Source organism: Streptomyces sp. A18, from assembly GCF_059026065.1.
In genome coordinates, this window is sequence record NZ_JBWLKL010000001.1 from 491,808 (window position 1) to 506,430 (window position 14,623).

At 69.8% G+C, this 14,623-nt stretch carries 13 protein-coding genes; 6 read left to right on the forward strand and 7 right to left on the reverse strand.

Translation table 11 applies throughout. The features are described 5' to 3' along the window. Positions 1-225: 225 nt before the first annotated feature. Together AC5P1C_RS02220 and AC5P1C_RS02225 are read left to right on the forward strand one after the other, a co-directional pair. Positions 226-795: a DUF6082 family protein gene (locus AC5P1C_RS02220; RefSeq protein ID WP_493863911.1), complete on the forward strand. Its 570-nt coding sequence runs from the start codon at positions 226-228 to the stop codon at positions 793-795. Between the two features lie 350 nt (positions 796-1,145). Next, positions 1,146-1,373 carry a hypothetical protein gene (locus AC5P1C_RS02225; protein ID WP_493864031.1) on the forward strand — a complete coding sequence of 76 codons (228 nt, stop codon included), beginning with the start codon at positions 1,146-1,148 and terminating at the stop codon, positions 1,371-1,373. 91 nt (positions 1,374-1,464) lie between these two features. Here the strand turns inward: AC5P1C_RS02225 and AC5P1C_RS02230 are convergent, their stop codons facing one another. After that, positions 1,465-2,640 carry a citrate synthase/methylcitrate synthase gene (locus tag AC5P1C_RS02230; protein WP_493863912.1) on the reverse strand — a complete coding sequence of 392 codons (1,176 nt, stop codon included), beginning with the start codon at positions 2,638-2,640 and terminating at the stop codon, positions 1,465-1,467. A 114-nt stretch (positions 2,641-2,754) separates the two neighbouring features. Here AC5P1C_RS02230 and AC5P1C_RS02235 point away from each other — a divergent pair, with 114 nt between their 5' ends. Genes AC5P1C_RS02235 through AC5P1C_RS02250 form a run of 4 tightly spaced genes read left to right on the forward strand, consistent with a single transcriptional unit; the run spans position 2,755 to position 7,389 of the window. Continuing rightward, entirely contained in the window at positions 2,755-4,059 is a 1,305-nt protein-coding gene (locus tag AC5P1C_RS02235) for a citrate synthase family protein (protein ID WP_493863913.1), read from the forward strand. A 36-nt stretch (positions 4,060-4,095) separates the two neighbouring features. Further along, positions 4,096-5,043, forward strand: coding sequence for a ferredoxin family protein (locus AC5P1C_RS02240; RefSeq protein WP_493863914.1), 948 nt, complete (start codon positions 4,096-4,098; stop codon positions 5,041-5,043). 28 nt (positions 5,044-5,071) lie between these two features. Continuing rightward, positions 5,072-6,712 (forward strand): sensor histidine kinase, encoded by a 1,641-nt coding sequence (locus AC5P1C_RS02245; protein ID WP_493863915.1) that lies wholly within the window; start codon positions 5,072-5,074, stop codon positions 6,710-6,712. Further along, the gene (locus AC5P1C_RS02250) at positions 6,709-7,389 is read left to right on the forward strand and encodes a response regulator (protein WP_493863916.1); all 681 of its coding nucleotides are present in this window, start codon (positions 6,709-6,711) and stop codon (positions 7,387-7,389) included. Before AC5P1C_RS02245 ends, AC5P1C_RS02250 begins: the two co-directional genes overlap by 4 nt. A gap of 17 nt (positions 7,390-7,406) precedes the next feature. Here AC5P1C_RS02250 and AC5P1C_RS02255 read toward each other — a convergent pair whose 3' ends face one another. The 6 genes from AC5P1C_RS02255 to AC5P1C_RS02280 all read right to left on the reverse strand — a co-directional run bounded on the left by AC5P1C_RS02255 (position 7,407) and on the right by AC5P1C_RS02280 (position 14,356). Next, positions 7,407-8,999, reverse strand: a complete 1,593-nt coding sequence (locus AC5P1C_RS02255; protein ID WP_493863917.1) for a monocarboxylic acid transporter — start codon at positions 8,997-8,999, stop codon at positions 7,407-7,409. Further along, on the reverse strand, positions 8,996-9,628 hold the full coding sequence (locus tag AC5P1C_RS02260) for a DUF485 domain-containing protein (RefSeq protein WP_493863918.1): 633 nt from the start codon (positions 9,626-9,628) through the stop codon (positions 8,996-8,998). The genes AC5P1C_RS02255 and AC5P1C_RS02260 overlap by 4 nt, the downstream gene beginning before the upstream one ends. An 83-nt stretch (positions 9,629-9,711) precedes the next feature. After that, entirely contained in the window at positions 9,712-10,404 is a 693-nt protein-coding gene (locus AC5P1C_RS02265; protein ID WP_493863919.1) for a response regulator transcription factor, read from the reverse strand. Continuing rightward, the gene (locus AC5P1C_RS02270) at positions 10,401-11,543 is read right to left on the reverse strand and encodes a sensor histidine kinase (protein ID WP_493863920.1); all 1,143 of its coding nucleotides are present in this window, start codon (positions 11,541-11,543) and stop codon (positions 10,401-10,403) included. Before AC5P1C_RS02270 ends, AC5P1C_RS02265 begins: the two co-directional genes overlap by 4 nt. Further along, positions 11,540-12,052, reverse strand: coding sequence for a DUF1453 domain-containing protein (locus AC5P1C_RS02275; RefSeq protein WP_493863921.1), 513 nt, complete (start codon positions 12,050-12,052; stop codon positions 11,540-11,542). Before AC5P1C_RS02275 ends, AC5P1C_RS02270 begins: the two co-directional genes overlap by 4 nt. A gap of 180 nt (positions 12,053-12,232) precedes the next feature. Next, entirely contained in the window at positions 12,233-14,356 is a 2,124-nt protein-coding gene (locus AC5P1C_RS02280; protein ID WP_493863922.1) for a DNA gyrase/topoisomerase IV subunit B, read from the reverse strand. Between the last annotated feature and the right edge of the window lie 267 nt (positions 14,357-14,623).

Consider the following 14,623-nt stretch of genomic DNA (forward strand, 5'->3'; position numbering starts at 1 on the left):
CGCGAAGTGAACGATTGTTAGCGGCGCAGGCGGGGCACACATTGGGCACGGCGCCGGGACATGCGACCACCGCTGCCTTCCGTGCGCCTCCTCTCCGCCTCCCTGCCGATCAGAGCCGCTCGGCATCCTGGGAGGCGGCAAGCGCGCCGCCCATCGCTCGCCGGTCCTCTCCCTGTCGACCCGCATCCGACGACCGGCGGACGGTCGCCTGATTCGGGGGTTGACATGGCACGGATAAAACATGCAACAGGAGTGTTCTGCTCCCTGGTCACGGCTGGGCTCGGTCTGGCCGCGGGAGTAGCGGCGACCACGGCCGCGCAACAACGCGCCTTGGGAGCGTTGGAAGCGCGACTCAAGTGCTTGGAGCAGGCGACGCGATGTCAGCGTCACGCGAACCTGACCAATCAACAGCGCCTGCACTGGGAGTTGTTGAGCAAAGCGATGGACGACGCCGACCTGGCCGAGGTGCTCGACGCCTACGGGGAGGGTGTCTCACCCAAGAGGCAGCGCCAGTACCTCTACGCCAACGCCATGTACACCAACATGGTCCTCAACTACCGACTCGGAAACTTCACCCGGGACCAGTTCCACGGCTACGCCCGGGGCATGCTCCAGAACCCCATAGTCCGCGAATACTGGCATGCCACACAGCATCACCGGGCGACACTCGATTCCGCCTCCGAGGAGGCCGAACTGGGTCTGCTGGTCGATGAACTCCTGCAGCAGTTGGAGGAGGCGGACATCGACGAGTGGTGGGTGATCGGCGATGTCGATGACCCACCGTCCGGCGCGTAGCCTCTCCTGCCGCCTGCGGGCCGCCGCCTGCCGTCTACCGCCGCCCGCCGCCCGCCGCCCGTCTGGCGTCTGGCGTCTGGCGTCTGGCGTCTGGCGTCTGGCGTCTGCGGCTTAGGCTATGCGTCCAGTTTCCCGCGGTCTGCCGCCTTTCGGGCGACAGGCCGTGACCAACGTCACAGGACCGCGTTACGAGAGGTGGGCTCTCGCACGCACGCGCGCGCGAAACTTGACACCAACCACCGCAAGAGTGCCGACGTTTCACGCGGTCCAGTCGGCATGCCCGGCCGGTCTCAGGACGCTGCGCAGGCGTCGCACGTGAGGCCAAAGGGAAACGAAAAGTGGCTCAGATTATCCGTCGGCTCGGTGCTTCTCCGCGCGCTCGCGGCTGCGCGACCGGCCAGAACTGCCCCGACATTTTTGAACTGTCCGACGGGAACTTCGCTGTCATCGGGACGGAGGCGACAGCCAAGCTCGACGCCGAACTCCCCGCGGATGCCTCACGCGCCGACTACGAACGCATCGTCATCGTTTCCCGCGACACCCTCATCCGGGCCAAGGCCGACATCCCCGAGTCCTGACGCGCCACACAGTGATCGATCGACCACCAGGGTGTCGGCCTCGTCCCGCACCGGCCGACACCCTGGACTCGCGGAGTTCGACACACTCCCGTCAGGCCGCAGTCGGCACCTTCTGCGGCGCAGTCGCCCCCACATACCGCGCCGCAGGCCGAATGATCTTCGAATCCTCCGCCTGCTCAAGGATGTTGGCCCCCCAGCCCACCACCCGCGCCGCCGCGAACGTCGGCGTGAACATCTCGCGCGGCAGGCCGCACAGTTCCATGACGACGCCCGCGTAGAACTCCACGTTGGTGTGCAGCTCTCGGCCCGGCTTCAGTTCGGCGAGGATCGCCTCGACCTGGTGCTCGACCTCGACCGCGAACTCCACCATCCGGCCACCGAATTGCTGCGCGATGCCCCGCAGCATGCGCGAACGCGGGTCCTCCGTGCGGTAGACGGGGTGGCCGAAGCCCATGATGCGGTCCCCCGCGAGGACTCGCTCGCGGATCCAGCCGTCGATGCGATCGGGCGTACCGATGGCATCGAGCGTGTCCAGGGCGCGGCTCGGCGCCCCGCCGTGCAGCGGGCCCGACAGCGCACCCACGGCACCCACCAGACAGGCCGCCACGTCCGCGCCGGTCGAGGCGATCACCCTGGCCGTGAACGTTGACGCGTTGAAGCCGTGATCAATGGTGGAGATCAGATACTGCTCGATCGCCCGCGCACGGTCGGGATCCGGCTCCGAACCCGTCAGCATGTAGAGGTAGTTGGCCGCATAGGACAGGTCGTCGCGCGGCTCTACGGGGTCCAGCCCCTGCCCCAGGCGGTACAGCGCCGTGAGCAGCGTCGGCACCACGGCGGACGCCGCCAGCGCATCGGCTCGGCGCCCATCGCCGTCGATGTCGTACACCGGGCGGAAGCCCTTCGCCGCACCGAAGAGCGACAGCGCCGTACGCAGCCCCGAGAGCGGCCCCGACAGGGCGCTGGCGCGGGCTATGGCGGGCAGCGCGGCGCGCACCTCGTCGGGCAGCCGGCGCAGGGTCGCGGTCTGCGCGGCGAAGGCGGACCGCTGCTCGGCATCCGGCAGCTCACCGTGGAACATCAGGTGCCAGACGTCCTCGAAGCTGCGGGTCTGCGCGAGTTCGACGGCCGAGTACTGGCGGTAGTGGTAGAAGCCCTCGTATCCCCTGACGTCTCCGAGCCGGGTTTCGGTCACGACGACGCCCGCGAGCCCGCGGGGGACCTCCACGGGGGCGGTGGGGGTGGTGGTGGAGCCATTGATCGGCATGTTCTTCCTCGACTTCCTCCCTGGACTTGATTCGACTGTCCATGCTTGACTAAACCTCTGTCAATATTGATTGAATCAATGAACGCGTCGACCTAATCCAGATACGGTGGCTCCATGACGGATCGAGAAGTGACCCGCACCGACAGCGAGACGCCGGGCCACGCCGCGCCGGCAGCCACCCGCGAAGGCCGGCGCCTGAGCACCCGGGAAGCCGCTGAACTGCTCGGCGTGAAGCCGGAGACCGTGTACGCGTACGTGAGCCGCGGTCAGCTCAGCAGCCGCCGCGGCCCCGGCGCCCGTGGCAGCACCTTCGACGCCAAGGAGGTCGAGTCACTCGCCCGCAAGAACCGCCGGGAACCCGCGGCCACCTCCGCGAGCAGCGAACTCTCCGTCCGCACCCGCATCACGCTCATCGACAAGGACCGCTACTACTACCGCGGAGTCGACGCGATGGAGCTGGCCCTGGCGCACTCCTACGAAGAAGTGGCCGAGTGGCTCTGGACCGGAGTCATGCGCCCCGGAATCCGCTTCACCGCCCCCAAGGAGACCGTCGGCGCCGCACGCCGGGCCATCGACGCACTGCCCGAGCACAGCGGCCCGACCGACCGCCTGCGCGTGGCCGCCATTTCGGCCGCGGCAGCCGATCCCCTCCGCTTCGACCTCTCCGAAGAAGCCGTCATCGGCACGGCACGCACCCTCATCCCCACGCTGGTCACCGCGCTGCCACCGGTCAGCCGCAGCCACCGGGACGGCGGCCCCCTGTCCCACCAGCTCTGGGCACGGCTGACGGGACAGCGGCCCCACGAAGCCTCCCTGCACGCCCTGGACACCGCGCTCGCCCTGCTCGTCGACCACGACCTCGCCGCGTCGACGCTCGCCGTCCGCGTCGCCGCCTCCGCCCGCGCCCACCCGTACGCAGCCGTGTCGGCCGGACTCGGCGTCCTGGAGGGCCCCCTGCACGGCGCGGCCAGCGGTCTCGCGCACCGCATGCTCCTGGACGTACTGGACCGGGGCAGCGCCGCCCCCGTAGTGGCCGACGAACTCCGCGCGGGACGCCGCGTCCCGGGCCTCGGCCACCGGCTCTACCCCGGCGACGACCCGCGCGCGGAGGCGCTGTTCGCCCTCCTGGAGGTCATCCCCCAGGCCGGCCCCGCCCTGGCCGCGGCCCGCGACGTGGTCGCCACCACGGCCCGCCATACGGACCTGCACGCCAACGTCGACCTGGCGCTCGCCGTTCTGACCGCCTCGTCCGGGATGCCCGCCGAGGCAGGCGAGACGATCTTCGCCGTGGCACGCACGGCCGGGTGGATCGCCCACGCCCTGGAGGAGTACGAGGAGCGGCCGCTGCGCATGCGCCCCAGCGGGCAGTACGTCGGACTGCGTCCGCCCCAGCCGATGCCCTCGCCCCACGACGGATGAATCACCCCAGACCCGGTGCGGGTTAGGCTCACCTGTGTGAGTACGTGCGCCACCGCTTCGCGGGATCTGGACGAACCTCTCGCGGGGACCGCGGCCACCGCCAGGACCTGGCTGCTGCTGGAACAGCCGGGCCCGTGGGGCGCCAAAGCGCTCACTTCGAGCCACCTGGACCCGGAGATCGGCCGCGCCCTTGAGGCCGCCGCCGAGGGGACCGGCGTACGCGTCGCGCTCATCCGCCGCCCCGGCCGCCATGCCGACAGCCACGCCCCCGCACTCCGCCGCGTGTACGCGGCCCACACCACGCCCGGCAACACCTGGCTGCGCGGCCACGTCACGGACAGTCCCGAAGAGCTCCTCGACCTCGACTTCACGGCACTCGGCGCGGGCGACCACGGCGGCTTCGGCACCCCGCACACGGGCGCTCCGCTCGCCCTGGTCTGCACGAACGGCAAGCGTGACCGCTGCTGCGCCCTCCTGGGCAGGCCACTGGCCGCCACGCTCGCCACGTCAGGTGAACAAGGCGTCTGGGAAGTCACTCATCTGGGTGGTCACCGCTTCTCCCCCACGCTGCTCGTCCTGCCCTACGGCTATGCGTACGGCCGCTCCGGGCAGGCCGCCGTCAAGGAGATCCTCGAAGGGGTGCGCGCGGGCCGCGTCGTCACCGAAGGCTGCCGGGGCAGTTCCGCCTGGGAACGCCCGGGACAGGCCGCCGAGCTCGCGGTGCGCACCGCGGCGGGCGAGGACGCCGCAGGCGCCCTGAGCGTCGTCCACACGGCCGGCACGGCCCCGCGCTGGGACGTGACCGTGGCCCACACCGACGGACGGCACTGGCGCGTGACGGTCGCCCAAGGGGCCTCGCTGCCGCCGCGGCCGGAGAGCTGCGGCGCGGCACTGGCGGCCCCGGCACGCATGGATGTCGTGGCGGTGCGGAGGATCGCGTACGACGCCGTACAGGAGATCCCCGCCACAGTGACTTCGGAGTAGCCCTCCGCTCGCCGTACCGTTCGTACACATGAGCCCGACCTCCCCCGCAAGAAGACTCCGCCTCGGCCTGCCGCGGCGCGTCTTCTCGCAGGTGCTGCTGATGCAGTTGGCGATCGCCGCCGGGGTCGCCGTGCTCGCCACGGGGCTCTTTCTGGCGCCGCTCAGCGATCAGCTGGACGATCAGGCGATGCGCCGCGCGCTCGCCATCGCGCAGACCACGGCGGCCCAGCCGCACATCGCCGAGGACCTGCGCTCTTCGAAGCCGACCGTCGACGGACCCGTGCAGACGGAAGCGGAACGGATCCGGCGCGCCAGCGGCGCCGAGTACGTCGTGATCATGAACAAGGACGGCGTTCGCTGGTCCCACACCGACCGCGACGAGGTCGGCCACGTCGTCTCGACCGACCCCAGCGAGGCGCTCGCCGGGGACGAGGTCATGGAGATCGACGACGGCACCCTGGGCCGCTCGGCGCGCGGCAAGGTGCCGCTGCGGGACATCGACGGCAGCATCGTGGGCGCCGTCTCCGTGGGCATCGAGTACGACAGCGTCCGCGCCCGGCTGGTCCACGCGATCCCCGGCCTCTTCGCGTACGCGGGCGGCGCCCTCGCCGTCGGCGCGCTCGCCGCCTATCTGATCTCACGCAGGGTGCAGCGGCAGACGCGTGACCTCGCCTTCTCCGACATCTCGGCGCTCCTCGCGGAACGCGAGGCCATGCTGCACAGCATCCGCGAAGGCGTCGTCGCGCTGGACCGGGCAGGTCGGATCCGGCTGCTCAACGACGAGGCGCAGCGCCTCCTGGGCCTCGGGACGGAAGCCATCGGGCAACCGCTCGACGCCGCGATCGGTCCGGGACGTACGACCGATGTGCTCGCCGGGCGCGTGACGGGCACCGATCTCCTGACCGTCCGCGGTCAGCGTGTCCTGGTCGCCAACCGCATGCCCACGGACGACGGCGGCGCCGTCGCCACCCTGCGCGACCGCACCGAACTGGAGCAGCTCGGCCGCGAACTGGACTCCACCCGCGGCCTCATCGACGCGCTGCGCGCCCAGGACCACGAACACGCCAATCGCATGCACACCCTGCTCGGTCTCCTGGAGCTGGAGATGTACGAAGAGGCGGCGGAGTTCGTCGGAGAAGTAGCGGGCGCGCACCGGGTGACCGCCGAGCAGATCACGGAGAAGATCGGCGATCCGCTGCTCGCCGCGCTCCTGGTGGGCAAGGCCACGGTCGCCGCGGAACGTGGCGTCGTCCTCGCCGTCCCGCGCGACACCGCACTGCCCGACCGTCTGATCGACCCGGGCGGTCTCGTCACCATCGTCGGCAATCTGGTCGACAACGCACTCGACGCCGCGGCGGGCACCCTCCACGCGCGCGTGGAGGTCGATGTACGCACGGAGGGGCGAACCGTCGTCCTCCAGGTGCGCGATACGGGACCTGGTGTACCGCCCGCGCAACGCGAGACGATCTTCACGGAGGGCTGGTCCACCAAGGAACCCCCGGCCCACGGCAAGCGTGGCATCGGTCTCGCCCTGGTCCGCCGGCTCGCCGAGCGGCAGGGAGGCAGCGCACGAGCGGACGCTTCCCCTGAAGGGGGCGCCGAGTTCACCGTCGTCCTGCCCGAAGCGCTCGCACAGGCCGAACTGGCCCCCACGGAGGAGACACGATGATCGAGGTGCTCGTCGTGGACGACGACGTCCGGGTCGCGGACGTCAACGCCGCCTACGTGGCGAAGGTCCCGGGCTTCCGGGTGGCCGCGAAGGCCCACGGCGCCGCCGAGGCGCTGCGGCTGATCGAGGAACTCCCCGTCGACCTGGTGCTCCTCGACCACTATCTGCCGGACCAGACGGGTCTCGCGGTGGTCCGTACGCTGCGTGAGCGCGGCCATCAGACCGACGTGATCATGGTGACCGCCGCCCGCGATGTCGCCACCGTGCAGGCCGCGATGCGCCACGGCGCGCTGCAGTACCTGGTCAAGCCGTTCTCCTATGCGGGCCTTCGCGCGAAACTCGACGCGTACGCGACCTTGCGCCGGACCCTGGACGGCGGGGGCGAGGCCGAGCAGGCCGAGGTCGACCGGATCTTCGGAGCCCTGTCGGCGACTCCGGCGCCCGAGCTACCCAAAGGGCACTCCCCCACCACGGCCGAGCTGGTCCGCAGGGCGCTGATGGGCGCTGAAGGGCCGCTCTCGGCACAGGAGTTGGCCGACCGCACCCGGCTGAGCCGCCAGACGGCACAGCGCTATCTGAAGCTCCTGGAGCGCTCGGGGCGGGTCCGGCTCAGCCTCAAGTACGGGGACACCGGCCGCCCGGAACACCGCTACGAATGGGCGCCCAGCGTCTCCTAGCCCTGCCTGTGCGGCGGTTAGGCCGCTCCCGCCCCGGTGAGCGACCGCACCTCGGTCTCGGCGTGCTTGGCTTCGTCCGCGGGCTCCGTCGAGGTGACGGTGCCCAGCCATCCGGCGAGGAAGCCCAGCGGGATGGAGACGAGGCCCGGGTTCTCCAGTGGGAAGTACTGGAAGTCCATCCCCGGGAAGAGCGAGCTCGGTTCGCCGGAGACCACGGGTGACAGCACGACGAGCACCAGGGAGGGCACCAGGCCGCCGTAGACGGACCAGACAGCTCCCCGTGTGGTGAAGTTCCGCCAGAACAGCGAGTAGAGCAGCACGGGTAGATTCGCGGACGCGGCGACCGCGAAGGCCAGGCCCACCAGGAACGCGACGTTGAGATCTCGGGCGAGCAGCCCCAGGCCGATCGCGACCACGCCGATTCCGGCAGCCGCGAGGCGCGCCACCGCCACCTCACTGCGCGGTTTCGCGTGCTTGCGCCGCAGCGACGCGTACAGGTCATGGGCCACGGACGCCGACGAGGCGAGCGTGATCCCGGCGACGACGGCGAGGATCGTGGCGAAGGCGATGGCGGCGACGATGGCGAACAGAACCGTTCCGCCTGTCGAGTCCGCGCCGCCTCCCAGATCGAGCGCGAGGAGCGGAACTGCCGTGTTCCCCGCGGCATTCGATCCCCGCACGGCATCGGAGCCCACGATCGCGGCGGCGCCGAAGCCGAGCACGATCGTCATCAGATAGAAGCTGCCGATGAGACCGATGGACCAGACGACGGAGCGGCGGGCGGCGCGCGCGGTCGGCACCGTGTAGAAGCGGGAGAGGATGTGCGGAAGACCGGCCGTGCCAAGGACGAGCGCGAGGCCGAGGCTGATGAAGTCCAGGCGCGAGGTCCAGTCACCGCCGTACTTCAACCCGGGCGCGAGGAATTGGCTGCCGTGTCCGCTGCGGTCGGCCGCGGTGTGCAGCAACTGGTCGAAGTCGCCGTGGAAACGCACCAGGACGAGCACGGTCAGCGCGATCGCGCCGCACATCAACAGGACCGCCTTGACGATCTGGATCCAGGTGGTGGCCCGCATCCCTCCCAACGACACATAGATGACCATGAGCGCGCCGACGCCGATCACCGTCCAGGCCTGCGCCGCCCCGCTCGTCCCGCCGAGCAGCAGCGCGACCAGCGAGCCCGCCCCCACCATCTGCGCCACCAGATAGAGAACGGACACGGTGACCGAGGAAGTTCCCGACGCGATGCGCACGGGCCGCTCCCTCATCCGGGCGGCGACCACGTCGGCGAGCGTGAACCGGCCGCAGTTGCGCACCAGTTCGGCCACCAGGAACAGCACGACCAGCCAGGCGACGAGGAAGCCCACCGAGTAGAGCAGCCCGTCGTACCCGACGAGCGCGATGAGTCCGGCGATGCCGAGGAAGGAGGCGGCCGACATGTAGTCGCCCGCGATGGCGAAACCGTTCTCCATGGGCGAGAAGAGCCGTCCGCCCGCGTAGAACTCCTCCGCCGAGCCGTGTCGGTTCCGGCTCACCCACGTCGTGATCGCGAGCGTGACGGCCACGAACACGCCGAACAACAGCAGTGCCAGCGTCTGGTGGTCCCCGGTCATCGCTCGCTCCCCCGGGCCAGTTCCTGCTCGCTCCGCCGGCCGTGCGCCCGCTGGTCCAGAACCCGTTCCTTCTGGTCCTGCTCACGCTTCTGATCCCGGTCACGCTTCTGGTCCTGCTCCCGCTTCTGCTCGAACACCGCCCAGCGCAGATCGAGCGCCGCACGATCCCTCCTCAGCCGGGCGTTGCGCGCATACGCCCAGGTCAGCAGGAAGGTCGAGAGGAACTGCCCGAGGCCCGCGACCATCGCGACGTTCACGGACCCGGCGACAGGCCGCGCCATCAGCCCAGGCGCCGTCGTCGCCATCACGACATACGCCACGTACCAGGTGAAGAAGACGGCCACCCCGGGGACGACGAACCGCCGATACCGGCCCCGCACCTCCTGGAACGCAGCACTGCGCTGAACCTCCAGATAGATGTCGGCCGTGCTCGCGCTCCGCTCCGGCGTGGCTCGGGGCGACGGCACGGGCGCCGGCGCGCCCGTGCCGTCCAACTCGCCCCAGCCGGAAGCAAGGGCGTCGTACCAGGGATCCCTCGGATCACCGGTCCGCGCCTGCCCGGCATCGCGCCCGTCGTGCTTCTCCACCGAACTCTCCTTGTCCGCAGCCTTGTTCGGCTGCGTGCCCAAGGATGGACAGAACGGGAAGATCCCTGACTCTTCTCTCCCCGCTGTTCACCCCATCAGGTGAAGGAGCTCGTCAAAGTCCCCCTTCAAGAGCGCCTGGCGCTCGGCGGCTTGGCCAATCCGTGTCCATAGGCGTAACGCACCGCCTGCGCACGGTCCTTGAGCCCCGTCTTGGCGAAGAGATTGTTGATGTGCGTCTTCACCGTCGCGGTGGAAACCTGCATCGCGCGGGCGATCTCCTGGTTCGTCATCCCCTCGGCGATCAGGACGAGCACTTCGGTCTCGCGGGCGGTGAGGCCGTCGGGGGGCTCCGGCGGGGGTGCGGGCTTCTCGGACTCCGACAGCCGCTCCAGTAGCCGCCGTTGGATCTGCGGCGACAGCCCCGCCTCGCCCGAGAGCACGTCCTCCACGGCCCGCACGATCTCGTCCCCGCCGGCGTCCTTGGTGAGATAGCCGCGTGCGCCTGCTCTCAGCGCGGGGAAGAGCGAGTCGTCGTCGGCGAAGGTCGTCAGGACCACGACCTGCGTTCCCGGATACTCGGCCCGGATGCGACGAGTGGCCTCCGCACCGTCGACCCGCGGCATGCGCAGATCCATCAGGACGACATCCGGGGCGAGTTCGGCGACGAGCCGGACGGCCTCTTCGCCGTCGCCCCCGGAACCGACGACCTCGATACCGGGCAGCAGCCCCAGCAGCATCACGATGCCCTCGCGCACCACGGTCTGGTCGTCGACCACGATCACCCGCGCCGGCGCCTTGGCGCCGCCCTCCGTCGTCATGTGGGCACCTTCAGCGTCACGATGAAGCCTTCCTCACCAGGACCGGCCGTCAGGGATCCGCCCAGCAGCTCGGCCCGCTCCCGCATTCCGAGCAGACCGTACCCGGCCCCGGAGGTGGCGAGTTCGCCCGGCGATCCACCCGAATCCCTTACGTCCAAGGTCACTTCGCCCTCCCCGTACGCGAGACGCACGAACACCTTGGCGCCCGGCGCATGCTTGCGGACGTTCGTCAGGGCCTCCTGCGCGACGCGGCGCACCGCCTGGGACGCCTCGGCGGGCAGGGCACGCCGCGCGCCCGTCACGGAAACCGAATCCTTGTCCGAGGTGACCAGTTCACGCAGGAAGTCCTCGACCGGCGTCATCTCGCCCCGCAGCGCGGACAGCGCCTGCCGGGTCTCCGCGAGTCCTTCGCGGGCCATGGACCGTGCCGCCACCACCCGCTCGAGTATCTGCTCGCGTGTCGCCTCCCCCTCGATCAGCAGGCGTGCCGCCTCCAGGTGGACGAGCTGCGCGGAGAGGCTGTGCGCGAGCACGTCGTGGATCTCCCTGGCGATGCGGGACCGCTCGGCCAGCGCGGCTGTCTCGGCCTCGGCGGTGCGGGCGGCCCGCTCCTGGGCGAGCAGTCGCTGGGCGTTGCCCCGCGCGTCGGCGTCGAGCCGCAGGGTGTACCCGGCCAGCGCGAGCCCGACGACGATGAGGCCCGTGACGGCCCAGTTGTCGTTGTTGTACGCCGCGAACGCCGCCATCGCCAAGGTCACGCAGCCTGCAGCCGCCAACAGCGGAAGCCGCTCCAGAGCCAGGACTGCCGCGCTGCACCACAGGACGAGCGCCAGCACTCTCCAGTCGCCCGCCTGCGCGGCATATCCGCACCCCAGCAGCAGAACCAGCAGAGTGACCGATGGCCACAGCCGGTGGTCGAACGAGGCGCGCAAGAACGCCCATGCAAGCCCGCCGCACAGCACGACCAGACCGACACCGGCCGCCAGGCGCCAGCCTCTGTCGTGATGGAACACGTTCCACAGCAGGCCGCCGGCGATCGCCAACCGCAGGACCCTGACGAACCACAGCCGGCCGACGCTCTGTCCTTCCCGGCTGAGTCCTTCCCGGAAGGGCCATCTCATCCACCGGTCCGAGATCACACGGGGTCCTTCCGCATCGGCTCGTACGCCGCGTCCGCAACACCGTACGCCGGGCGGAACAGGCCCGCCCGCTGCGCCAGCATGCCGCTGCGGACGAGCAGCGTGGCCGCGAGAGCCAGCATCAGAGCGGCGCTGCCCTGCCGCACACCCAGCAGTGCGCCGATGCCGAACAGGCCGAGCCGCAGCCCGATCCCGACGGCCCAGACGATGGCCGTGGCCCTGGTCCCCTTGCCCCAGACGGAGCCGTCCGGCGCTGTCCATACGTGCGTGGTCCGCGCCCAGCCGAAGCCGATGGCCAGACCGACCAGCAGTTCCGCACCGAGCAGGGCGACGGCCGCCGCCTGGTGATGGGGATCCAGCACGCCGGGCTCGCGCACGGCCAGGAAGACCAGCGCGGCTGGTATGACCCACCAGCGCCTGTCCGAGGTGATCTGCTGCGCCTTGAATTGGCGCACGATCACCAAGGCGACGACGGCGCAGACCACCAGAACATTGGCGAGCCCGGACATGACGGCCTCCGTGGATCGAGGAAGTGCGAAGTCGATCCGAGGTGGATCAACGCCTTCGACGCTACGGAAAAGACCTGGTCAAGACATCGGAGCAGGGGTGGAACGTGGGTGGAGCCGAGGGCTCCACCCACGGGTGGAGTGCGTTCCGTACGAGCGGAACGCACCGGCGTCGTGCGAGCGCTACGCGTCGATGCGCGAACGGTCCAGCGTCGCCGCCGAGCTGGTGATGAACTCCTTGCGGGGCGCCACGTCATTGCCCATCAGCAGATCGAAGACCTGCTCGGCGGCGTCCAGGTCGCCGATGTTGACCCGCCGCAGGGTGCGGTATCGGGGATCCATGGTCGTCTCCGCGAGCTGGTCCGCGTCCATCTCACCCAGACCCTTGTAGCGCTGGATGGAGTCCTTGAACCGGATCCCCTTGCGCTGGAACTCCAGGAGCGTCTCGCGCAGCTCGTTGTCCGAGTACGTGTAGACGTACTTGTCCTGGCCCTTCTTCGGCTGGACCAGCTCGATGCGGTGCAGCGGCGGCACGGCCGCGAAGACCCGGCCCGCCTCCACCATCGGGCGCATGTAGCGCTGGAAGAGGGTGAGCAGCAGAATCCGGATGTGCGCGCCGTCGACATCGGCGTCGACGAGAAGAATGATCTTCCCGTAGCGCGCCGCGTCGATGTCGAAGGTCCGGCCGGACCCTGCCCCTATGACCTGGATGATCGCGCCGCACTCGGCGTTCTTCAGCATGTCCGTCACGGACGCCTTCTGAACGTTGAGAATCTTGCCGCGGATCGGCAGGAGGGCCTGGAACTCGGAGTTCCGCGCCAGCTTGGCGGTGCCGAGGGCCGAGTCGCCCTCGACGATGAAGAGCTCGCTGCGCTCCACGTCGTCGCTGCGGCAGTCGGCGAGCTTGGCGGGCAGCGAGGAGGACTCCAGGGCCGTCTTCCGGCGCTGGGCGTCCTTGTGCTGACGGGCCGCGATGCGCGTGCGGGCCGCCGCGACGGCCTTCTCCATCACGGCGCGCGCCTGCGCCTTGGCGTCGCGCTTGGTCGACGTCAGGAACGCCTTGAGCTCCTTGGCGATGACGTTGGCGACGATGCGGTTGGCCGCCGAGGTGCCGAGCACCTCCTTGGTCTGACCCTCGAACTGCGGCTCCGCGAGGCGGACCGTGACGACCGCGGTCAGCCCTTCCAGAGCGTCGTCCTTGACGATGTCGTCCTCGGCGACACGCAGCACCTTCTGAGAGCGCAGCACCTCGTTCATCGTCTTGGTGAGCGAGCGCTCGAAGCCCGTCATATGGGTGCCGCCCTTGGGGGTGGCGATGATGTTGACGAAGGACCGCAGCATCGTGTCGTAACCCGTGCCCCAGCGCAGCGCGACGTCCACGGCGAGCTCACGGGTGACCTCGGTGGGGGTCATCTGGCCGTGGTCGTCGAGGACCGGGACGGTCTCCTTGAAGGTGCCCTGGCCGGTGAAGCGAAGGACGTCACAGACGGCCTTGTCCTGGGCCAGGTACTCGCAGAACTCGCTGATGCCGCCGTCGAAGCGGAAGGACTCCTCGCCCTTGGTGCCGCCCTCTCCGAGCCCGTACTCGTCGCGCACGACGATGGTCAGGCCCGGCACCAGGAACGCGGTCTGGCGGGCACGCTGGTGCAGCGTCTCGAGGTTGAGCCTGGCGTCCTTGAGGAAGATCTGGCGGTCGGCCCAGTAGCGCACGCGCGTGCCGGTGCGCGTCTTGGGGATCTTCTTGGCCTTGCGCAGCTTGGCCGACGAGTCGAAGTCGGCGTCGGGGCCGGGCTTGGCGAACGCCCCGGGGACGCCACGACGGAAGCTGATCGCATGGGTGTGCCCGTGGAGGTCCACCTCCACGTCGAGGCGCGCGGACAGGGCATTCACCACGGAGGCACCCACGCCATGCAGGCCGCCGGAGGCAGCGTAGGCGCCACCGCCGAACTTTCCGCCCGCATGCAGCTTCGTCATGACGACCTCGACTCCGGAGAGGCCGGTCTTGGGCTCGACATCCACCGGGATGCCTCGGCCGTTGTCCCGGACCTCTACGGAGGCGTCGTCGTGGAGGATGACTTCGATGTTGTCGCAGTAGCCGCCCAGGGCCTCATCGACGGAGTTGTCGATGATCTCCCAGAGGCAGTGCAGCAGGCCACGGCTGTCCGTCGACCCGATGTACATGCCCGGACGCTTGCGAACGGCCTCGAGCCCCTCCAGGACGAGCAGGTGCCGCGCGGTGTAGTTGGAACCGTCCCGGTCTGCTCCGGTCAGCAACGCTGTGGACGGCACGGACGTCTCGGCGGTCACGCGGTTCGCTCCTCGCTGAATTTCAAAAGGGGCCCCTTGGGGTAAGGACCCGGCTTCGGTTGCCGCTCAGAGGGTACCGAGGCCTGGTAGAGCCGTTGTCACGCCACCCTCGTCTCGACTCACACTAGTCCAGCACCGTACGCTTGTTCGATCCCTCGATGGAGTGAAGCGCACGTCACGTTCCCTTCCAGGCATGAACCATTTAGGCTCCGGGCACGTCCTCATGAACAACCGGCAACCCAGCCGGCGGACGACCGACCTGACAGA